The organism is Mycobacterium gallinarum (genome assembly GCF_010726765.1).
In the GTDB taxonomy this organism is placed as follows: domain Bacteria; phylum Actinomycetota; class Actinomycetes; order Mycobacteriales; family Mycobacteriaceae; genus Mycobacterium; species Mycobacterium gallinarum.
This window is the reverse complement of record NZ_AP022601.1, coordinates 5,980,249-6,003,695: the sequence shown is the minus strand read 5'-3', so window position 1 is coordinate 6,003,695 and position 23,447 is coordinate 5,980,249. Positions and strand designations below refer to the sequence as shown.

Sequence of the window (23,447 nt, the reverse complement as noted above, 5' to 3'; positions counted from 1 at the left end):
ATATGGGTCAGGACCCGAGCGCGTCCACGATCGACGCCAATGACTCCACCGCGATCGGTCCGGGCTGGTAGAGGCAGATCTGGTCCGCGACGCCGTCCACCCGGCCGCGGATGTGTGCGGCAACCTCGGCGGGACTTCCACAGGCCGCGATCGTGTGCAGGATGTCGTCGTCAATGAGCTTGCCCATCTCCTCCCAGCGACCCTGCTTGGACAACGTGTTCAACTCCGGCTGCAGGTCACCCCACCCGTGCACGTCCAGGACGGGGCGGTACGCGGGCGTCGATCCGTAGAACCCCAGCAGGCGGCGAGCGGCGGTGTGGTCTTCGCCTACCGACACGATGATCTCGGGAACGATCGCGAGGTCTGCCGCGTTGCGCCCTGCAGCTGCCAGTCCCTTCCGAACATTGGGCATGGTGACCTCGTCGAGGAAGCGCCTCGACCCGAACGGCATGACCAGCAGGCCATCAGCGACCTCCGCGGTCGCCCGCGTCAGCAACGGACCCAGCGCCCCGAGGTAGATCGGAGGCGGACCGAACGGATTCGGTCCCGGGTTGAAGGTCGGCGTCATCAGGGTGTGCCGGTAGTACTCGCCGCGGAAATCGAGACGTTCGCCGTCGTTCCACGCGGCGAAGATCGCGCGCAGCGCGCCGACCATCTCCTTCATCCGCGCGACCGGCTTGTCAAAGTCCGTGCCGTAGCGCTTCTCGATCTGGGCGCGCACCTGCGTGCCAAGGCCGAGCGTGAAGCGTCCCTGCGCCAGCAGCTGCAAGTCGTTGGCCTCATGCGCGAGCTGAACAGGGTTGCGCGGGAACGCGATTGCCACGTTCGTCATGAGATCGAGGCCACCGACGGTGGACGCGACCGCCAGCGGGGCGAACACGTCGTGCGGCCCTTCGAACGTGAATACGCCACTGGCTCCCGCCTCGCGCAGCGCGTGCGCGCGTTCGATCGCATCCGTCGGGCCGAACAACGCTGTCATGATCTTCACAGCGTGAGAGCCTAGTGGCGTGACCATCCCGACGAATGCCGACGTCGTCATCGTCGGTGCCGGGTTCGCAGGCTTGGCGGCCGCGCGCGAACTGGACAAACGCGGCCGCGAGGTCGTCGTGCTCGAAGGCCGCGACCGCGTCGGCGGCCGATCGTCGACGGCGACCATCGCCGGCGTCCCCGTCGACCTCGGCGGCACCTTCGTCGGCCCGACCCAGGACGCGGTCATCGCGATGGCCGACGAGCTGGGGTGCCAAACGGTGCCGACCCACAGCCGCGGAAAGAACCTGATCCGGTGGCGCGGCAAGGTCCGCGCCTACCGCAGCACGATTCCGAGGCTGTCCATCCTCGAGCTACTCGACGTTTCCCGTATCCAGTGGCGGTTCGAGCGGGTGTGCCGGCGGGTGCCGGTGGACGAACCGTGGACGTCGCCGATCGCCGACATCCTCGACTCGAAGACGCTGGACCAGTGGCTGCGATACGTGCACGCCAGCGCCGGGACCAGGGACCTGATGACGATCATGGCCCGGGTGACGTGGGGGTGCGAGCCCGATGCGGTGTCGATGCTGCACGCCGTGCGCTACGTCAAGGCCGCCGGCGGTCTCGGCCGGATGCTCGACGTCGAGGGCGGTGCCCAGCAGGACCGCTTCCCCGGCGGCACGCAGCAGATCGCGATCCGGATGGCAGAAGAGCTGGGTCCGCGCGTGGTGCTGGACGCCGCGGTGCGCAGAATCGAACGCCAGACCGACGGCACGTTGGAGGTCACCTCGGTCAAGGGGACGGTCACCGCGAAGGCCGTCATCGTGGCCATTCCGCCGGAGCATCGCAAAGCCATCGCGTTCCTACCGGAGTTGCCGCCCGAGTACGGCAAGCTCGCACAGCACTGGCCGCAGGGCAACCTGAGCAAGGCGTACGCCGCCTACGAAACGCCGTTCTGGCGTGCCAACGGCTGTTCGGGCGAGGCGTTGTCCGACGAGGGCCCGGTGTTCATCACGTTCGACGTCAGCCCCGGCGACTCCGATGTTCAAGGTCCCGGCGTCCTACTGGGATTCACCGACTCGCGGACGTTCGACCCGCTGCCCCCCGCCGACCGTCGCGACCGCGCGCTGACCGGATTCGCGGCGTTGTTCGGTGATGCCGCGCTGCACCCCATCGACTACCTCGATCACTGCTGGGGCGCAGAGGAATTCGCGCCGGGCGGCCCGACGGCAGCGGTGCCGCCGGGCTCGTGGACGACGTACGGGCCGTGGTTACGTAAGCCGGTCGACGGCATCCACTGGGCCGGAACGGAAACCGCCGATACCTGGACGGGCTTCCTCGACGGTGCGATCCGCTCGGGTCAACGCGCGGCCGACGAGGTGGACCGGGAACTGTCGGCTAGGAGCTGACCCGTCGTTCCTCGGTGACCGAGTCGATGAGCCAGCGCAGGTGTTTGTTGACCGCATCGGGACGCTCGAGGATTGCGCAGTGACCGCCCGACAGTTCGACGAACTGCGCGAGATTCGGCACCTCTTTGGCGATTCGGCGCGACGACACCATCGGCAACAACCTGTCCTGCTCGCTGCCGATCACCAACGTCGGCACCGACAGGTTCGTCAACCCGATGTGTTGCGGTCCGAGTTGGTCGACGAGCGTGCGGGCCCAACCGCCTCGTCCGGCGGGCGGGGTCGCGGTGAACAGTTCGTAGATGAACTCCGCGATCGCAGGATCGGCGTCGCGGCCGACCGCCAGGGAAGACACGAATCGTCGGCTCGTGCGCGTAGCCACTCGCAGCAGCGGCGCCTCGCCGAACGTCTTGAGCAATGTGCCCGCAGTGAGGACGCGGGCGGCGGCCAACGGGGGTGGCACCGGCAGAAAGTTCACATGACGCAGCAGGTCGCCGGTGGTCGTGTTGATCAAAGCGGCGGCGTCGACGCGCTCTGCCACCTTGTCCGGATAACGCTCCGCCCACGACGAGATCGCGATGCCGCCCATCGAATGCCCCGCGATGACGGCGCGCTCCCCCGGTTTCAACGTTGCCTCGAGCACGGCGTCGACGTCGCCGGCCAGGCAGTCCAGGCTGTAGCCGCTGCGCCTGGCGGGTATTGCGCTGCGGCCGTGGCCGCGGTGATCGAAGGCGATGACGCGGTGATCCTTGGCCAGGTCAGCGATCTGGTAGGCCCACACGCGAAGGGCGCAGGTGATGCCGTGAGCCAGCACTACGGGGTAACCGTCCTCGGGCCCGAAGACCTCGGCGTGCAGCCGGATACCGTCCTTGGAACGCACGCCGACGCTGCGTCCGCGGCCCAACGCCTCGGCCGCGGCGAACCTTCTCGCCCGCGATCGGCCTCGTTGACCTACCGCCATGGGTGCTCCCCTCGCGCTCGGCAACATTGCCGGGTTCATCAGCCTACCGGTCGGTTGGTCAGAGTTGCCGCAGGAGTTAAATGATGGCGTCGACGAATGAAAGGCCACGATGCGCGCGATACAGATAGCCAGCCTGGACGGACCGCAAGCCGCGAAGCTCGTCGAGATCGACGAACCGTCCGGCGACGGCGCTGTCCTGATCGAGGTACACGCCGCCGGGGTGGCCTTCCCCGATGCGCTGCAGTCACGCGGGCTCTACCAGTACAAGCCCGAGATGCCCTACACCCCCGGCGCCGAGATCGCCGGCGTGGTGCGCAGCGCACCTGACGGCGCACACGTCTCCGCGGGCGATCGGGTGTGCGGCCTGACAATGCTGTGCGGGGCGATGGCCGAAGTCGTTGCGCTGGCACCGGATCGGGTGTTCAAGCTGCCCGACTCCGTGTCGTTCGAGGCCGGCGCCGGCCTGCTCTTCAACGACCTCACCATGCATCACGCGTTGCTCACCAGGGGCCGCCTCACCGAGGGTGAGACCGTGCTTGTGCACGGTGCGGCGGGCGGTATCGGGACGTCGACGCTGCGGCTGGCACCGGCGTGGGGCGCGTCGCGCACCATCGCGGTGGTCAGCACAGAGGACAAGATCGCGGTCGCCGAGGCGGCCGGTGCCTCCGACGTCATACTCGCCGATGGGTTCAAGGATGCGGTCAAAGAACTCACCGCGGGCCGCGGCGTCGACATCGTCGTCGACCCGGTCGGCGGCGACCGGTTCACCGATTCGCTGCGTTCGCTGGCGCCGGGCGGGCGCCTGCTCGTGGTCGGATTCACCGGCGGCTCGATCCCCGAGGTCAAGGTCAACCGGCTGCTGCTCAACAACGTCGACGCGGTCGGTGTCGGTTGGGGCGCCTGGGCAGGCACGCATCCGGGCTATCTGCTCGAACAGTGGGCCGAACTCGAACCGCTGCTGGCGTCGGGCAAGGTTTCCGCGCCCACCCCCGAGATCTATCCGCTCGAGCGCGCAGCCGATGCAATCGCGTCGCTGGAAGACCGCAGCGCCAAGGGCAAAGTCGTCGTCAAGCTGCGGTGAGGCTGCTTCGGCGGCGACGCCGCGTCACGGTCCGGCGTTTCGATGCGGCGACAGCTGCGTGGGTGGATGTCGATGACGTACCGGCCACCGACCGCGACGAGTTGACCGTCGCGACATTCAACATCTGGTTCGACGACTACCACGCACAGCAGCGCTACCACGCGATCGCCGATCTGCTGGGTGAGCGCATGCCCGATGTCGTTGTCCTGCAGGAGGTCACGCCGGTGGCGCTTGACATCTTCCTCGAACAGGCGTGGATACGCGAGGCGTATCTGACCGCGTCGGTGGTCGACGGTGGCACCGGCAACTACGGAATGCTGATGCTGTCGCGGGTGCCCATCGTGCGGGCCACGTACTCGCAGCTGCCGACGCGCCAGACGCGCGGATTCCTCGAAGCGGAGCTGGCCCTCGACGGCGCCCGGCAGATCGTCTGCTGTGTGCACCTGGACAGCGGCAAGTCCTCGGCACGGCTACGCGGGTGGCAGTTGCGCAGGATCTTTCGTGCGCTGCGGACCGCCGAAAATGCCGTGGTGCTCGGCGACTTCAACATGCGCGACGCAGAAAACGAACGGATCGCCGCGCCGTTCTGCGACGTGTGGCCCGCGCTGCGGCCAGCAGACCCCGGCTATACCGAGAACACATCGATCAATCTGATGCGCTTCGACGCTCGGAACAAGAAGCGACACGTGCGGTTCGACCGCGTGCTTCTCAAGGGAACCCGCTGGCGCGCAGCCGGTATCGAATTGCTTGGAACGCAACCGATCTCCCCTGAGCTGCCGAGGGTGTTTCCCTCCGACCACTTCGGCGTCGAGTGCCGCCTCGTCCGTCAGAGGTAGGGGTCGGCCCAGGCGCTGATGATCTTGGCGGCTCGCGCCGCCTGGTTCTTGCCGGTGAGCAGGTGGTCGGCCCCTTCGAGCGAGACGAAGCTGCGGGGATGCCTGGCCGCGCGGAAGATCTCGCTGGCGTTGGCGATGCCGACGGTGTTGTCGGTGGGCGAATGCATGACAAGCAGCGCCCGGCGCAGGGTCCGGATCTGCTCGCGAAGATCGGCATTGCGAACGTCTTCGATGAAGTGCCGCTTGAGCGTGAGCGCCTTTCCGCCGGCCAAGAACGGCGCCTCACCGTCGGCCTCGATCCGCGCCACCAGCGCGTCGTAGTTCTTTTCGACGTGTCCGGGCTCGTACGGCGCGCCGACACTCGCGACCGCCGCCACGGTCGGGCATTCGTGCGCGGCCGCGATCACCGCCGAGCCGCCGAAGGAGTGGCCGACGAGCAGCCGAACCTCGCGACCCGACTCGTTCATGAACTCGACCGCGCGAACGGTGTCGTCGACCTTGTGCGAGAACGAACCGTCACCCCAGTCCCCCTCGGAATCGCCGAGGCCGAGGTTGTCGAAACGGAGCACACCGATGCCCTCGCTGGCGAGCTGCTTGCAGATCCGGCTGGCGGCGGGACTGTCCTTGCCGAGAGTGAAGCCGTGCGCGAAGACAGCCCATCCGCGCAGGTCGCCCTCGGGAAGATCGACGAGCCCCGCCAAAACGGGGCCCGTGGTGCTTGGAAATCTGACACGCTCGGCCACGCGCGTCATCCTGTCACCCGAACTCGCCGGCCTCCAGGCCGCGCTTGACCTCCAGTCGACGCAGCTTGCCCGACGTCGTCCTCGGCAGCTTGCCCGACGTCGTCCTCGGCAGCGAGCCGGGGCGGACGAAGACGACATCCGACGGCACGACACCGCACTCGGATGCGACGCGCTGCACGACTTGGGCGCGAAGGTCCGCCTCGTTGGATCCTCGGAACTCCGCGACGATAATGACGCCCGCACGTATCGACCGCTCTCCGAAACCAATCGCGACGACGGCGCCCTCGCGCACCCCAGGGACCGTCGCGGCCACCTGCTCCACCTCGGCGGGGAAGATGTTGCGGCCCGCGACGGTGATGAGTTCCTTGGCGCGCCCGCACACCACCAGCGCACCGTCGACGAGGTAACCCAGATCCCCGGTCGCGAACCATTCGTCGGCGCCCAATGTGGCGTCACCGATGTAGCCCGACATCATCGACGTGCCGCGAATCATGACCTCGCCAACCTCGTGCCCGGCGTCCTGCGTCGTCGTCTCGTCGCCCGATTTGATGCACACCGACATCCCCGGGATCGGCTCGCCGAGCACCGCGTTGCCCGACTCGTCGGCAATAAGGCCACATCCCGGTTCGGGAACCGTTACTGCACAAGTGGATTCGGCCAGCCCGTAGGACGGCGCCAGTGCGCCGGCGTCGAAACCGAACCGGGCCATCTCGGTGGCGAAGCGCGCGGTGAGTTCGCAGTCGACGGGTTCACCGCCGTTGAGCGCGAACCGCATGGCGCTCAGGTCGACGTCGGTGACACGACGCGAATACTTGCCGATCATGCCGTAGGCCATGTTCGGCGCCGCGGTGATGGTCGCCCCGCTTTCGGTGAGCCAGTTCAGCCATCGGAACGGCGACGCTTGAAACGCCGTCGTCGGCGCCTGCCAGACGGCTGTGCCCGCCAGCGCCCCTGCGAGAAGCAGGCTCAGCCCCATGTCGTGATACAGCGGCAACCAGGAGCATCCGACGTCGACTGTGGACACCCCGATGCGGGCGTTGAGCCCGCTCAGGTTGGCCAGCACGGCGTCCGGCGAAAGCTGTACCGTCCGCGGGACTCCCGTCGACCCCGCGGTGCCCTGCAGGATCGCCACCGGGGCGAGGCGGTCCGGCGGTACGAACGTCGTCGATCGACCCGCGGGTGCGACGGAGTCGAGTTCCTTGACGACGAGCGGCCCCTCGGCGGCCGACAGCTGCTCGAGGTGGGCGCCGTGGCTGAGCACGTGGCTGACACCCATGCCCGCAAACCTGCCGAGCGTCGTGCGTGCCCATTGATCGGTGTCGGCGCCGCGGACCGGCCCGTGGGTGATCGAAACGGCCGCGCCGGCCTGGAAGGCGCCCAGAATCGCGGAGATGAACTCGACCGTGGGTTCACCGGTCAGGCCGAGCGCGGCGACATCGTCGTTCAGCAGCCATTCCGCGACGTTCTGGGACCGCGCGTGCACCTCCGGCCATGGATGACGGGTCCACTGCCCGTCAACCAGGACGGCCAAGTAGTTGTCGCTGCTGGACAGCCGGTTGGCAAGAGCCGTTGCCAACGAGTTCATTGCCGCCCTCATAGCCTTGGTGTTTGCAGAACCGTCAAAGTCGATACGGTTCGTGACCACCAAGGCTAATGTATGCAGGTTCGCTGTGAACGCGCACGGTCGACAACTGGCGCGCAGCGCAGCTACACGGTACGAGCCAACTGATCTGCAAGCAATCCGGCGAACTTCGCCGGATCGTCTGGCATGTCGCCTTCGGCGAGAAGTGCTGTGCCGTAGAGCAGTTCAGCAGTATCGGCGAGTTGCTGCAATTGGGCATCGCCGCCGCTTTTGTGCGCCTGCTGCAGCCCCACGACGAGTGGATGCTTCGGGTTGAGTTCGAGAATCCGCTTCCCCACCGGAACCGCTTGTCCGGAAGACCGGTACATGCGTGCGAGGGCCGGTGTCATGCCGTAGGCGTCGGTGATCAGACAGGCAGGTGACTCGGTCAGGCGCGTCGACAACCGCACTTCCTTGACGTACTCGCCCAAAGTCTCCTTCAGCCAGGTCAACAGCTCGGCAAAATCTTGCTCCTGCTCCTGGCGCTCGGCTTCGTGCGCCGCCTTTTCATCCTCGGAGTCGAGGTCGACGTCGCCTTTGGCGACCGATTGCAACGGTTTGCCATCGAATTCGGTCACCGATCCCACCCAGACCTCGTCGACCGGGTCGGTGAGCAGCAGCACCTCATAGCCTTTGGCTTTGAACGCCTCGAGATGCGGCGACTTCACAAGCTGCTCACGCGACTGTCCCGTGGCGTAGAAGATCTGCTCCTGACCGTCCTTCATTCGCTCGACATACTGGACCAATGTCGTGAGTGCCTCGTCGCTTTGTGTCGAGGCGAAAGACGAGATATTCAGAAGGGTTTCCTGGTTGTCGAAGTCCGACATCAGACCTTCTTTGAGGACCGCGCCGAATTGCGTCCACAACGTGGCATAGTCCTGCGGGCGCTCGGACTGCATGGTCTTGATCGTCGACAGAACTTTCTTGGTCAGCCTGCGACGGATTGCAGACACCTGCCGATCCTGCTGCAGCATCTCACGGGAGACGTGGAGCGACATGTCCTCTGCATCGACGACCCCTTTGACGAAACGCAGATGTCTGGGCAGGAGTTCGTCACAGTCAGCCATGACGAACACGCGTTTTACGTACAGCTGTATGCCGGTCCTGGCGTCCCGAGTGAACATGTCGAACGGAGCATTCGACGGAATGAACAAGAGCGCTCGGTACTCGAAGGTCCCTTCGGCCTTCATCGGGATCACCTCAAGCGGGTCGTCCCATGCGTGCGCAATGTGCTTGTAGAACTCCTTGTACTCGTCCTCGGAGACCTCGTCTTTGCCTTTGGCCCACAGCGCCTTCATGGAGTTGAGTGTCTGCGTTTCGACGGTGAGCTGTTCGTCGCCACCATCCTCGGTGGCCGGAGCACGTCGTTCGACCTGCATCCGGATAGGCCAGGCGATGAAGTCGGAATACTTCTTCACCAGCTCCCTGATCTTCCACTCCGATGTGTAGTCGTGCAGCTCGTCCTCCGCGTCTTCGGGCTTGAGGTGCAGGCTGATCGACGTGCCTTGCGGAGCATCACCGACAGATTCGACGGTGTAGGTACCGTCTCCGCAGGACACCCAGCGGGTGGCGCCACTTTCGCCTGCCTTGCGCGTCAGCAACTCGACCTTGTCGGCGACCATGAACGTCGAATAGAAGCCGATGCCGAACTGACCGATCAGATCCTCGGACGCAGCGGCGTTCTTGGCCTCACGCAGCTTTTGACGCAGCTCGGCGGTACCTGACTTGGCCAGAGTGCCGATCAGATCCACCACCTCGTCGCGCGTCATGCCTATGCCGTTGTCGCGAACGACGAGAATCCGCGCATCCTTGTCCGCTTCGATCGCGATGTGGAGGTCGGAGGCGTCGACGTCCAGTTCCTTGTTACGCAGCGCTTCCAGCCGCAGCTTGTCGAGTGCATCGGACGCGTTCGAGATCAACTCGCGCAGGAACGAGTCCTTGTTGGAGTAGACCGAGTGGATCATCAAATCCAGCAGTTGGCGGGCCTCCGCCTGAAACTCCAGCTGCTCGACATGTGACGTCATGTGATTTCGCTCCAAACAGTGCAGACCTTCGATGACAGGACCGGTCGATAATATCGAGCATGCTTTTCTCGGCGCCCGGGCAACGCGTGCGCAGGGGGTTCGCGCACATCTTCTGGGTAGGCAGCGGTAGTTTTGGCCGGGAGTACCGGCTGCCCGCTCCCGACGTGCGCTATTGAGCGCGGTACCGGACGAACGTCAAGGAGGATGCGTGAATAACGTGCCCAAGATGTTGGCACTCGGACTCGTTGAGCCTGTGGTGTTCGGGTTGATCTTGTTCTTGGCGGCAGGCACATTCGACTACTGGCAAGCGTGGGTTTTCCTGGTGGTGTTCGCGGTTTCGGGGTGGGTTCCCAGCATTTACTTGATGCGCACGAATCCCGTTGCGCTAGAGCGGCGGATGCGTGGTGGACCCACTGCGGAGACTCGAACCACCCAGAAGATCGTTATGGGGAGCTCATGGCTGTCGCTCGCAGCGATGTTGGCTGTCAGCGCCCTCGACCACCGCTTTGGCTGGTCGTCAGTACCCACGGCGCTGTGCTTGATCGGCGACGTTCTGGTGGCTGTCGGCCTAAGTGTGATGATGCTGGTGGTCATTCAGAACAGCCATGCGGCCGCCACGGTCCGAGTCGAGGCCGGGCAGAAGGTCATCTCCACCGGATTCTATGGAATGGTGCGACACCCCATGTACACCGGCAATGTGATCATGATGGTCGGTATCCCGCTTGCGCTCGGCTCCTACTGGGGCCTCATCTTCGTCATACCCGGGGTGATAGTGCTGGCCTTCCGCATCCGCGACGAGGAGAAACTCCTCCGCCAAGAGTTAGACGGATACCGCGAGTACACGAAAAAGGTGCGCTATCGCCTCGTGCCGGCTATCTGGTAGTTGGCGGCCGCGCCGATCCCTCACTGCGCCAGCAAGTTTGCCAACTTCTGACTCAAGCTTTCAGCCGACGGCGCGTCGTACAGCGCTACGACCGTCAGTCGGACACCAAGGGCGTTGTTGACAGCGGCGATCGCGCGCATCGCGGCAAGCGAGTCCCCGCCCAGGTCGAAGAACGACTCGGTGACGCTGATGTGGTCAACACCCAACACCTGCGCATAGATGCCGACCAGAATCTGCTCGATCAGGGTCGCTGGTGCGCGAGCATTGTCAACCGTGTCGTAGTGAGCGCGTTCCGACTCCATCGTCTTCGGCCGAGTCGGTTCATTTCCCGGGAGCAGACCATGCGCCGACAACCGCTGTCCACCGTCGGCCGCCATGGCGACCAACACCTGCTGAAACCGTTCGATCAGATCAGCGATGGTGGCCACATCGAACACATCCGTGCGGAACTGGATGCGGAATTCGAGTTCGCGGCCCGGAAGTACTTGGACCGTGAGCGGGTAATGGTAGTAATCGCGGTTGAAGACCTCGGCGATGACCAACTCGTCGACGTTCCCGGACGCCGCGGCGGCGGCCGGGTAGTTCTCGTACACGAAAACCGTGTCGAACAGCGCCCGTTGGCCGGCGATGCGATGTATGTCGCTGAGTGCCAAGTGCTGGTGTTCGAGGGTGTGGTTGTGGGCGGCTTGCAGCTGCTCAAGCAGGTCGGCGACCGTCGCCTCCGCCGCGATGCACGCCCGCACCGGCACGGTGTTGATCAATAGTCCCACTATCGAGTCGGCGCCGACCACCTCGGCCGGTCGACCCGAGACCACGGCGCCGAAGACGACGTCCTGTTGCCCCGTCATCGAGCACAGCAGCTGCGCGTACGCAGCCTGCAGCACCGTGCTGACGGTGGTGTGGTGCGTGCGGGCCAGATCTTCTAATCCCCGCGTGGTCTGTTCTGACACCCGGAACGGCGTGAAATCTCGGGGCCCCAACCCGAGTGGCTCCGACGGACCCACCAACGTGGGTGCATCAAGACCGGTCAACACCTCAGACCAGGCCACCTCGGCGGCATCGCGGTCTCGACCGGATAGCCAGTCGACGAACCGGCGATACGACGTGGGCGCGGGGAGCCGGTGGCCGAGATAGCTGGCGAAGATTTCCTGCAACACGATCGACAGCGACCAGCCGTCCATCACAATGTGATGGTTGGTCAGCACAATCCGATGCCGATCGTTCGCCGTCCGGATCAGAGCCACCCGGAGGGCCGGCTGCTCGGCGAGATTGCACACGGCGCCGCGTTCCTCGGCCAAGACTTGTCGGATCTGCGCTTCGGCGTCGATGACGCTGTCGCGCAGGTCGACGTAGCGCCAGGGTGTCTCGGGATCGGCCGGGATGATCTGCACCGGCTCATCAAATTGATCGCAGAACTGCGCTACCAGATTGGGATGTCGGCTGATCACGGTGTGCACTGCGGATCGCAGCCGATCTCCGTCGAGTGGTCCGTCCAACGTGATGTCCAGCTGCACCGCATAGACGTCATCGGCGTATTCATGTGCGACGCTGGCGTGGAACAGCAGTCCGTGCTGCAGCGGCGTCAGGGGCAGTATGTCGGCGATATCGCTGCGCCGCTCAAGCTCGTCGATTTGCTGTTGACTCAGCCGCGCCGGGGCGATGTCGGAGGGGGTCAACCCGCCGCCGCCGCGGCGTACGTGCGCGCAGATGCCGGCCAGCGCCTCGAACCACAGGCGGCTCAGCCGGCTGACCTGGTTCTCCTCAACCGCCGAGGGGGCCCACGTCCAATTTGCCTGCAGATGCGGGCCAGAGTCGGTCTCTGAAGTGCTGGCGTTGAGGTCGATCGAGTGTGGCAGCGCCAGTGGGATATCAAGCGCGGCCCGGGCAACGGCCCCCGCGTCAGCGCTGACCCGCCAAAACTCGTCGGACAGTTCACCGGCTGCGGCGCCCAGTCGTCCCAGGTAATTGAATCCGATCTGTGGATCGGGGCCGTCGAGGTCGACATCGGGGCTCAGGTAGCGCAGGAGACCGTAGGTGAGGCCGTCGGGAAGTGCGCGCAACTGTTCTTTGCCGTCCTTGATGACCGCGCCCAATGCGGCGTCACCAGCAACCACCTGTGCCCACGACAATTCACCGATGATCAACGACACCGGGTACTTGGTCGTGAACCAACCAACTGTGCGGGACAAGTCCAAATCGTCGGCCAGGTCGTCCGCGCGCCCATGGCCCTCGACATCGATACCGATGGGTGCGCCACGATTCTTCAAGAACTCCGACAGCGCCAGTCCAAAAGCGATCAACAGAATGTCTTGCACACCGGCGTGGAACGCCGCGGGTGCCTCACCGAGTAACAAGCGCGTCGTCTCGGCATCGAGTTCCGACGACAAGTGTCCAGCGTTGACGAAAGTGTCCACCGCAGGCTCCACCGTAGGCAACACCGCAGGCGTCGCGGCCACTCGCCGCCACACTTCAGCTTGTTCCACCACTGCCGGATCCTGCGCGTGTTCTGCTAACAGAGTTGCCCACCTGGCAAACGACGTCCCACCCGCCGATAGAGCGACCGGCTGCCCGCTAATATATTGAGCCCAAGCAATATTCAAGTCTTCCAACAAGATTCGCCACGAGACCCCATCGACTGCCAAGTGATGGACGACCAACGCCAACTGGTTGGTGGAGGTCGCCCAGACCGCGCTGAGCATTGCTCCGGCCAACGGGTTCAATCGCGAACGGGCCTCCACCACAGCCGCGTCGGACAGCACGTCGACGGCCTGCAGGCACCCACCAGCGTTCACTGACCCGGCCTCGGGCACCGTGAATGTCCATACGGCCCCGCGGTAGTAGTTGTCATCGACGCGGGCCCGCAGCATCGGATGTCGATCCAACAAGGCCTGCAGAAGTTCCACCACATCGGCCTCGGTCACCCCTGCGGGGGCTTGCACCACAACCGTCTGATTGAACTGATCGACTGCGCCGTCCGCTTGCTGAAGCCACCGCATGATCGGGGTGGCTTCCACCTTGTCGGTGCCGTGACCATTCTCCCCACCGTCACGGACCACGACCCAGGCCACTCTCGCCACGCGAGCCAACCGAGACACTGTCTGCTCGACGAAGACGTCGCGGGGTTTCACGATCACCCCGTTGAATGCGGCGCGTGACACGACCTGCATAGACAGGATGGAGTCGCCGCCGAGTTCGAAGAAGGATTCGTCGACTCCGACTCGCTCTAGTCCAAGGACTTGGGCGTAGATCCCGGCCAGGATCTCCTCGGTGGAGTTGCCCGGGGCGCGGTAGTGATCGACTTCTTGGTATTCCGGTGCCGGCAGGGCGCGTTTGTCGAGTTTTCCGTTCACCGTCAGGGGCAGGGTGTCAATCGCCATCACCGCGGCCGGAACCATGTAGGCCGGCAGACGCTCAGCGAGCTTGGCGCGGGTAGCCGAGGCTTCTGCGGTGCCGGTGATATACCCGACCAGCCGCTTGTCCCCGGGCCGGTCCTCACGGGCGATCACGACCGCTTGTTTCACCCCGTCAAGGGCCGACAACGCCGCCTGAACCTCACCGAGCTCGATGCGGTAGCCGCGGATCTTGACCTGCTCGTCAGCGCGTCCAAGATATTGCAGCTCTCCATCCGCGCTCCAGCACGCCAGGTCTCCGGTGCGATACATCCGCACCCCGGCTCCGCCGAACGGACACGCCACAAACCGCGTCGCCGTCAAATCCGACCGCCGCAAATACCCACACGCCAGCCCCCCACCGGCGACATACAACTCACCGATCACCCCGGCCGGCACCGGACGTAACCACTTGTCCAACACGAAGAACCCGAGATGGGCCAGCGGCACCCCGATCGGGCTGATATTGCTCTCAACGTCACTGTCGAGGATCTCGCGGAACGACGCATGCACCGTCGTCTCGGTGATGCCATACATGTTGACCATCCGCGGCAACCCCGGATGGTGCTCAAACCAACTCCGAAGACGCTGGGGCTCAAGGGCTTCCCCACCGAACACCACCGTCTGCAGGTTGAGACGACTCCCCCGCTCGGGGGCCAACGCATCAGCGGTCTGCAACGCATAAAACGCCGACGGCGTCTGACTCAACACACTGACCTGCTCGGCAACCAGCAACGCGTGCAACTCTTCTGGCGACCGCACTACCGCATCGGGCACCACCACCAGCCGCCCGCCGTGCAGCAACGCCCCGAAGATCTCCCACACCGAATAGTCGAAGGCCAACGAATGACACTGCGTCCACACCTGCCCCGCCGACAAATCCAGATCGCCGTCCAACACCTCCAGCAGCCGCACCACATTGCGATGGGTAATGGCCACCCCCTTGGGCACACCCGTGGTGCCCGAGGTGTAAATGATGTAAGCAATCTCATCAGGGGCCGGCACCGCCAAACCCGAAACCGGATAGGTCTGGATACCGGCATCCTCGACATCAATGATCGGCAGACCCGACCCGCCCAACCGATCCGCCAACGCCGCAGTGGTCAACACCGCGATCGGCGCGGCATCGCCAAGCATGAACTGCATCCGCGTCGACGGATGCGCCGGGTCCATCGGCAAATACGCCGCCCCCGTCTTGAGCACCGCCATAATCGACACCACGGCCACCGCGGAACGCTCCACCAACACCGCCACGCACTGACCCGGACCAGCCCCCCGCTCGACCAACACATGGGCCAACCGATTCGCCGCCTCATCAAGCTCGCGATAGGTCATCGCGCCACCATCAAAGGTCAACGCCACCGCCTCCGGCGTCTGCGCCGCCTGCATACCGAACACCGCCGGAATCGACATCACCGCCGAAACCGGCCGCGTCAACACCGCCCGATTACCCCACTGCTGCAGGCGGGCATGCTCACCAACATCCAACACATCCACCGACGACAACCGCCGCGACGGATCGGCGGTCATCGCCACCAACACCCGGCGCAACCGCCCGATCAACGCCTCCACACTGCCGGCATCGAACACATCGGTGCGGAACTCCACCCCACCACCGATACCCGCCGGCTCACCGGTCTCAGTCCAACGCTCAGCCAACGAAAACGACAGATCCATCCTGGCGGTACGGGTATCCGCCGCCAGCGCCGACGCCTCCACATCACCCAACGACAACCCCGCAGTGGCGTCTCTCTGCCCGGCAAAGTTCTGCCAGGCCAGCATCACCTGCACCAACGGATGATGGGCCAACGACCGGGTCGGGTGGAGCCGCTCCACCAACACCTCGAACGGCACATCCTGATGCTCGTAAGCCTCCAGGCTGCGCTGACGCACCTGGCCCAACACCTCCGCGACCGTCGGATCACCCGCGACATCCACCCGCAACACCAACGTGTTGACGAACGACCCGATCAACTCATCGAGTGCCGAATCACGCCGCCCAGCGATCGGGAAGCCCACCGCCACATCCGAACTGGCACTGACCTTCGACAACAGCACCGCCAACGCGGCCTGCATCACCATGAAAGTGGTTGCATTGTGCTCGCGAGCAACCCGGGCAACGTCCTGCTGCAACTCCGCCGGCCAGTCCACCACCACATTCGCCCCGCGATAATCAGCCTCCGCGGGATAAGGCCGATCCGTGGGCAGCTGCAACCGCTCAGGCAACCCAGCCAGGGCGTTCTCCCAATAGGCCAACTGGCCGGCGATGCGGCTCTGACTGTCCTCGAGATCGCCGAGCTGGGCGCGCTGCCACAACGTGTAATCGACATACTGCACGGGCAATGGCGCCCAATCCGGCGCCTGCCCGGCACACCGGTGGGCATACGCCACACCCAGATCCTGCACCAACGGAGTGATAGACCACCCATCAGCAGCGATATGATGAACTACCGCCACCAACACATGAGCCGACTCATCGACACGGAAAAGCTTTGCCCGCAAAGGGATTTCGGTCGCCAAGTCGAACAAGTGACCCACCACCGCGCCGATGGCCTCCTGCAGCCGGCCCGCCGACCAGCCAGTGGCATCAACAACCTCCCAGCCGAAATCGGCCCCCTCCGCAGGGACCACCACCTGATGCGGCAACCCCTCAGGCGCCGCGAACAGCGTGCGCAAACTCTCATGGCGGCCCACCACATCCCCCAGCGCCGCACCCAACGCCTCGACATCCAACCGCCCGTCAAGCCGCAACGCCACCGGCATGTTGTAGACCGGCGAGGACCCATGCAACTGATCGATGAACCACAACCGGCTCTGCGCAAACGACAACGGAACCACCGACGGCCGGACAGCAGGCACCAACGGCTCGAACCCATCCCCGTCGGCACCGATAAGCGGAGCCAGCTGAGCCACCGTCGGCGCCTCGAACAAGACGCGCACCCCAAGATGGGAATCCAGGCCCGCGTTGATCGCCGCGATCACCCGCATCGCCGAAATGCTGTCACCACCGAGCTCGAAGAACGAGTCGTCGACCCCCACCCGCTCCACACCCAACACCTGAGCGAAGATGCCGACCAGAATCTCCTCCACCGCGGAGGACGGCGGACGGTGAACACCCGCGGAGTACTCCGGTGCCGGCAGCGCCCGGGTGTCGAGCTTGCCGTTCGGTGTCAGCGGCAGCGCATCGATGGCCACCACCGCCGCGGGAACCATATACGCCGGCAACCGCTCCGCCAACGCAGCACGCATCCCGGTCACATCAGCAGTCCCGGTCACATAACCCACCAACCGCTTATCACCGGGACGGTCCTCGCGAGCGATCGCGACTGCCTGCTCCACACCGCCTAGTTCTGCCAGTGCAGTTTGAATTTCCCCCAACTCGATCCGATAGCCGCGGATCTTGACCTGCTCATCAGCACGACCCAAATACCGCAACTGCCCATCAGCGCCCCAACACACCAAATCGCCGGTCCGATACATCCGCCCCCCGGGACCCCCGAACGGACACGCCACAAAACGCGACGACGTCAACCCAGCCCGGCCGACATAACCGCCTGCCACCCCGCGGCCCGCCACATACAACTCGCCGACCACCCCGGCAGGCACCGGACGCAACCAGTTGTCCAAGACAAACAACGCCGCTCCACACACCGGCGAACCAATCGGCGGCGCACCCGAACCCGCAGCCAACGGCGCACTGATCGCCACACACATCGTCGTCTCGGTCGGACCATAGGCGTTGATCATCACCCGACCAGGCGCCCACCGATCCACCACCTCGGCCGGACACGCCTCACCCGCCACCACCAACGCCATGGATTCCAAACCGTGGGGTGAGATCGCGGCCACCGCTGAAGGAGTCTGTGTGAGCACGCTGACCTGTTCGCGAATTAATAGGTCGTGGAGGTCTTCTGGCGAACGGACGACGACTTCTGGCACGACCACCAACCGCCCGCCACGCAGTAACGGACCGAAGATCTCCCACACCGACACGTCAAACGCCAAGGAGTGGCACTGCGACCACACACCGGCCGACGGCAGGCTGGCGTCCAGTGACTCCAGCAACTGAGTCACATTGCCGTGCGTAACCGCCACACCCTTGGGCACACCCGTCGTGCCAGACGTATAAATCAGATACGCAATGTCACCAGGAGTCGGCGGGGGTCGATGAAGGGCGGGGTAACCCTCGATCTCGGGGTCATCGACATCGATAATCGGCAGGCCATGCCCGTCTAACCGGTCGGCGAGCGCTGCAGTGGTGATTCCGGCGATCGGCGCGGCGTCCTCGAGAATGTACTCCGCCCGCGAAGACGGGTGTGCCGGATCCATTGGCACATACGCCGCGCCGGTCTTGAGTGTTGCCAAAATCGCCACAACTGCCTGAGCTGAGCGCTCGAGGAGCACGGCAACACACGAACCCGCGCCGACCCCTCGATCGATTAGCAGGTTCGCCAACCGATTCGACGCCGCGTCCAGCTCGCGATAGGTCAATGAACGAGCGCCAAAGCTCAACGCCGCTGCATCCGGGGTCTGCGCCACGTGCTTGGCAAACAAGGCCGGAATCGACACCGCGGCAGGGGCTTCCGCGGTCAGTACCGCGCGATTACCCAGCCCGTCCAACCGAGCATGCTCACTCGCCTTGAGCACATCCAGTGACGACACCCGCCGTCCAGGGTCGGCGACCATCCAATCCAACACCCGCCGCAACCGCTCGATCAACGCCTCGATGCTGGCCGCATCGAACACGTCTGTGCGGAACTGCACGCTCCCACCGATTCCGGCAGGCTCACCGTTCGGGTTCCAGCGTTCAGTCAATGAAAACGCCAGATCCAAGCGGGCGGTGTGAAGGTCGACGGGCACCGACGCGACTTGCAGCTCACCCAGGGCGAGTCCGGCAACCGGATCATTGTCCTGCTGGTTCTGCCAGGCCAGCATCACCTGAACGAGTGGGTGATGGGCCAGCGATCGAGTCGGATTGAGTCGCTCGACGAGCATCTCAAAGGGCACATCCTGATGCTCGTATGCTGCCAGGCTGCGGTGACGCACTTGGGCGAACAGGTCAGCGACGGTGGGATCCCCCGCCAAATCGACTCGTAGCACCAACGTGTTGACAAAGAACCCAACGAGATCGTCGAGTGCGGGATCACGCCGCCCGGCGATCGGGAAGCCGACCGCGATGTCGGTGCTGGAGCTGTGTGCCGCAAGCAGAACCGCGAGGGCGGCTTGAACCACCATGAAGCTGGTCGCACCGTGCTCGCGAGCCACAGCGCTCACCCGCTGCTGCAGCTCGGCCGACCAGTCAACGGCCACAGCGGCGCCGCGTTGATCGGCAACCGGCGGGTAGGGCCGATCTGTTGGCAGTTGCAGTCGCTCGGGCATTCCCGCCAGCGCGCCCTGCCAATACACCAGCTGCGCGGCGATGCGGCTGTCGACATCGCTGAAATCACCGAGCTGCGCGCGCTGCCACAGCGTGTAATCGGCATACTGCACCGCCAACGGCGCCCAATCCGGCGCCGAACCGGCAGACCGACTGTCGTAGGCCACTCCCAAATCGCGCACCAGTGGCGCCACCGAAACACCGTCGGCTGCGATGTGGTGCACCACAGCAACGAGTATGTGTTCATCGGCGGTGACGCGGAAAAGCGTGGCCCGCAGAGGGATTTCGGTGGCTAGGTCTATCGCGCGCTGCGCGGCGCTCCCGACCCCTTCATCCAACTCAGAGGTCGACCAGCCGGTCGCATCGACAATCCGCCAACCAAAGTCGGCATCGTCGGCCGGCACAATCAACTGATGAGGCATCCCATCAACCGCCGGGAACATCGTTCGCAAGCTCTCGTGACGGCCCACTAGGTCAGCCAGTGCCGCGCCCAACGCCTCGACGTCGAGATATCCGGCCAGTCGCAGCGCCACCGCCAGGTTGTAGACCGGTGACGGTCCCTGCAACTGGTCCAGGAACCACAGCCGGGTCTGGGCAAAGGACAACGGAATTACCGATGGGCGCACACCTGCGTGCAGCGGTTCGAGGCCGCCGCTGCCGACACCGACAAGCGGCGCCAACTGAGCGACCGTCGGCGCCTCGAACACCGTGCGCACCGCGAGGTCGACATCAAGGGCGGTGTTGATCGCCGCGATGAGCCGCATCGCAGAGAGCGAGTCGCCGCCGAGTTCGAAGAAGGATTCGTCGACTCCGACTCGCTCTAGTCCAAGGACTTGGGCGTAGATCCCGGCCAGGATCTCCTCGGTGGAGTTGCCCGGGGCGCGGTAGTGATCGACTTCTTGGTATTCCGGTGCCGGCAGGGCGCGTTTGTCGAGTTTTCCGTTCACCGTCAGGGGCAGGGTGTCAATCGCCATCACCGCGGCCGGAACCATGTAGGCCGGCAGACGCTCAGCGAGCTTGGCGCGGGTAGCCGAGGCTTCTGCGGTGCCGGTGATATACCCGACCAGCCGCTTGTCCCCGGGCCGGTCCTCACGGGCGATCACGACCGCTTGTTTCACCCCGTCAAGGGCCGACAACGCCGCCTGAACCTCACCGAGCTCGATGCGGTAGCCGCGGATCTTGACCTGCTCGTCAGCGCGTCCAAGATATTGCAGCTCTCCATCCGCGCTCCAGCACGCCAGGTCTCCGGTGCGATACATCCGCACCCCGGCTCCGCCGAACGGACACGCCACAAACCGCGTCGCCGTCAAATCCGACCGCCGCAAATACCCACACGCCAGCCCCCCACCGGCGACATACAACTCACCGATCACCCCGGCCGGCACCGGACGTAACCACTTGTCCAACACGAAGAACCCGAGATGGGCCAGCGGCACCCGATCGGGCTGATATTGCTCTCAACGTCACTGTCGAGGATCTCGCGGAACGACGCATGCACCGTCGTCTCGGTGATGCCATACATGTTGACCATCCGCGGCAACCCCGGATGGTGCTCAAACCAACTCCGAAGACGCTGGGGCTCAAGGGCTTCCCCACCGAACACCACCGTCTGCAGGTTGAGACGACTCCCCCGCTCGGGGGCCAACGCATCAGCGGTCTGCAACGCATAAAACGCCGACGGCGTCTGACTCAACACACTGACCTGCTCGGCAACCAGCAACGCGTGCAACTCTTCTGGCGACCGCACTACCGCATCGGGCACCACCACCAGCCGCCCGCCGTGCAGCAACGCCCCGAAGATCTCCCACACCGAATAGTCGAAGGCCAACGAATGACACTGCGTCCACACCTGCCCCGCCGACAAATCCAGATCGCCGTCCAACACCTCCAGCAGCCGCACCACATTGCGATGGGTAATGGCCACCCCCTTGGGCACACCCGTGGTGCCCGAGGTGTAAATGATGTAAGCAATCTCATCAGGGGCCGGCACCGCCAAACCCGAAACCGGATAGGTCTGGATACCGGCATCCTCGACATCAATGATCGGCAGACCCGACCCGCCCAACCGATCCGCCAACGCCGCAGTGGTCAACACCGCGATCGGCGCGGCATCGCCAAGCATGAACTGCATCCGCGTCGACGGATGCGCCGGGTCCATCGGCAAATACGCCGCCCCCGTCTTGAGCACCGCCATAATCGACACCACGGCCACCGCGGAACGCTCCACCAACACCGCCACGCACTGACCCGGACCAGCCCCCCGCTCGACCAACACATGGGCCAACCGATTCGCCGCCTCATCAAGCTCGCGATAGGTCATCGCGCCACCATCAAAGGTCAACGCCACCGCCTCCGGCGTCTGCGCCGCCTGCATACCGAACACCGCCGGAATCGACATCACCGCCGAAACCGGCCGCGTCAACACCGCCCGATTACCCCACTGCTGCAGGCGGGCATGCTCACCAACATCCAACACATCCACCGACGACAACCGCCGCGACGGATCGGCGGTCATCGCCACCAACACCCGGCGCAACCGCCCGATCAACGCCTCCACACTGCCGGCATCGAACACATCGGTGCGGAACTCCACCCACCACCGATACCCGCCGGCTCACCGGTCTCAGTCCAACGCTCAGCCAACGAAAACGACAGATCCATCCTGGCGGTACGGGTATCCGCCGCCAGCGCCGACGCCTCCACATCACCCAACGACAACCCCGCAGTGGCGTCTCTCTGCCCGGCAAAGTTCTGCCAGGCCAGCATCACCTGCACCAACGGATGATGGGCCAACGACCGGGTCGGGTGGAGCCGCTCCACCAACACCTCGAACGGCACATCCTGATGCTCGTAAGCCTCCAGGCTGCGCTGACGCACCTGGCCCAACACCTCCGCGACCGTCGGATCACCCGCGACATCCACCCGCAACACCAACGTGTTGACGAACGACCCGATCAACTCATCGAGTGCCGAATCACGCCGCCCAGCGATCGGGAAGCCCACCGCCACATCCGAACTGGCACTGACCTTCGACAACAGCACCGCCAACGCGGCCTGCATCACCATGAAAGTGGTTGCATTGTGCTCGCGAGCAACCCGGGCAACGTCCTGCTGCAACTCCGCCGGCCAGTCCACCACCACATTCGCCCCGCGATAATCAGCCTCCGCGGGATAAGGCCGATCCGTGGGCAGCTGCAACCGCTCAGGCAACCCAGCCAGGGCGTTCTCCCAATAGGCCAACTGGCCGGCGATGCGGCTCTGACTGTCCTCGAGATCGCCGAGCTGGGCGCGCTGCCACAACGTGTAATCGACATACTGCACGGGCAATGGCGCCCAATCCGGCGCCTGCCCGGCACACCGGTGGGCATACGCCACACCCAGATCCTGCACCAACGGAGTGATAGACCACCCATCAGCAGCGATATGATGAACTACCGCCACCAACACATGAGCCGACTCATCGACACGGAAAAGCTTTGCCCGCAAAGGGATTTCGGTCGCCAAGTCGAACAAGTGACCCACCACCGCGCCGATGGCCTCCTGCAGCCGGCCCGCCGACCAGCCAGTGGCATCAACAACCTCCCAGCCGAAATCGGCCCCCTCCGCAGGGACCACCACCTGATGCGGCAACCCCTCAGGCGCCGCGAACAGCGTGCGCAAACTCTCATGGCGGCCCACCACATCCCCCAGCGCCGCACCCAACGCCCGACATCCAACCGCCCGTCAAGCCGCAACGCCACCGGCATGTTGTAGACCGGCGAGGACCCATGCAACTGATCGATGAACCACAACCGGCTCTGCGCAAACGACAACGGAACCACCGACGGCCGGACAGCAGGCACCAACGGCTCGAACCCATCCCCGTCGGCACCGATAAGCGGAGCCAGCTGAGCCACCGTCGGCGCCTCGAACAAGACGCGCACCCCAAGATGGGAATCCAGGCCCGCGTTGATCGCCGCGATCACCCGCATCGCCGAAATGCTGTCACCACCGAGCTCGAAGAACGAGTCGTCGACCCCCACCCGCTCCACACCCAACACCTGAGCGAAGATGCCGACCAGAATCTCCTCCACCGCGGAGGACGGCGGACGGTGAACACCCGCGGAGTACTCCGGTGCCGGCAGCGCCCGGGTGTCGAGCTTGCCGTTCGGTGTCAGCGG

General features: G+C 64.8%; 9 protein-coding genes and 1 pseudogene (1 of these 10 running past the window's edge). 4 read left to right on the top strand and 6 right to left on the bottom strand.

What is annotated here, in order from left to right; translation table 11 throughout:
* Positions 1-7: 7 nt before the first annotated feature.
* Entirely contained in the window at positions 8-988 is a 981-nt protein-coding gene (locus tag G6N42_RS29415) for a TIGR03617 family F420-dependent LLM class oxidoreductase (RefSeq protein WP_163736496.1), read from the bottom strand.
* A 19-nt stretch (positions 989-1,007) separates the two neighbouring features.
* On the opposite strand from G6N42_RS29415, the gene G6N42_RS29410 reads away from it, so the two are divergent.
* Positions 1,008-2,375: a flavin monoamine oxidase family protein gene (locus G6N42_RS29410; protein WP_163736494.1), complete on the top strand. Its 1,368-nt coding sequence runs from the start codon at positions 1,008-1,010 to the stop codon at positions 2,373-2,375.
* Here G6N42_RS29410 and G6N42_RS29405 read toward each other — a convergent pair.
* The gene (locus G6N42_RS29405) at positions 2,365-3,333 is read right to left on the bottom strand and encodes an alpha/beta fold hydrolase (RefSeq protein WP_163736492.1); all 969 of its coding nucleotides are present in this window, start codon (positions 3,331-3,333) and stop codon (positions 2,365-2,367) included. The genes G6N42_RS29410 and G6N42_RS29405 overlap by 11 nt on opposite strands.
* A gap of 109 nt (positions 3,334-3,442) precedes the next feature.
* On the opposite strand from G6N42_RS29405, the gene G6N42_RS29400 reads away from it, so the two are divergent.
* A complete protein-coding gene (locus G6N42_RS29400) occupies positions 3,443-4,414 on the top strand; it encodes an NADPH:quinone oxidoreductase family protein (RefSeq protein ID WP_163736489.1) in 972 nt (323 codons plus the stop codon).
* 62 nt (positions 4,415-4,476) lie between these two features.
* Positions 4,477-5,250, top strand: coding sequence for an endonuclease/exonuclease/phosphatase family protein (locus tag G6N42_RS29395; protein WP_232076418.1), 774 nt, complete (start codon positions 4,477-4,479; stop codon positions 5,248-5,250).
* Here G6N42_RS29395 and G6N42_RS29390 read toward each other — a convergent pair.
* The 3 genes from G6N42_RS29390 to htpG form a co-directional block, all read right to left on the bottom strand.
* Complete coding sequence (locus G6N42_RS29390; RefSeq protein ID WP_163736483.1) at positions 5,241-5,993, bottom strand: alpha/beta hydrolase family protein; 753 nt, start codon at positions 5,991-5,993, stop codon at positions 5,241-5,243. The genes G6N42_RS29395 and G6N42_RS29390 overlap by 10 nt on opposite strands.
* 13 nt (positions 5,994-6,006) lie before the next feature.
* Positions 6,007-7,578 carry a long-chain-fatty acid--ACP ligase MbtM gene (gene mbtM / locus G6N42_RS29385; RefSeq protein ID WP_163736480.1) on the bottom strand — a complete coding sequence of 524 codons (1,572 nt, stop codon included), beginning with the start codon at positions 7,576-7,578 and terminating at the stop codon, positions 6,007-6,009.
* 122 nt (positions 7,579-7,700) lie between these two features.
* Positions 7,701-9,638 (bottom strand): molecular chaperone HtpG, encoded by a 1,938-nt coding sequence (htpG, locus tag G6N42_RS29380; RefSeq protein ID WP_163736477.1) that lies wholly within the window; start codon positions 9,636-9,638, stop codon positions 7,701-7,703.
* Between the two features lie 208 nt (positions 9,639-9,846).
* Between htpG and G6N42_RS29375 the strand changes: the two genes are divergently transcribed.
* A complete protein-coding gene (locus tag G6N42_RS29375; protein ID WP_163736474.1) occupies positions 9,847-10,521 on the top strand; it encodes a methyltransferase family protein in 675 nt (224 codons plus the stop codon).
* A 20-nt stretch (positions 10,522-10,541) separates the two neighbouring features.
* Here G6N42_RS29375 and G6N42_RS31360 read toward each other — a convergent pair.
* A pseudogene (locus tag G6N42_RS31360) lies at positions 10,542-23,447 on the bottom strand (non-ribosomal peptide synthase/polyketide synthase) (its annotated part continues 14,972 nt past the right edge of the window); the annotation flags it as partial.

What these genes read in the sequence shown, in the direction of transcription:
- G6N42_RS29405 (WP_163736492.1), bottom strand. Translation starts at nt 3,333, where the DNA reads ATGGCGGTAGGTCAACGAGGCCGATCGCGGGCGAGAAGGTTCGCCGCG.
- G6N42_RS29400 (WP_163736489.1), top strand. Translation starts at nt 3,443, where the DNA reads ATGCGCGCGATACAGATAGCCAGCCTGGACGGACCGCAAGCCGCGAAG.
- mbtM (WP_163736480.1), bottom strand. Translation starts at nt 7,578, where the DNA reads ATGAACTCGTTGGCAACGGCTCTTGCCAACCGGCTGTCCAGCAGCGAC.
- htpG (WP_163736477.1), bottom strand. Translation starts at nt 9,638, where the DNA reads ATGACGTCACATGTCGAGCAGCTGGAGTTTCAGGCGGAGGCCCGCCAA.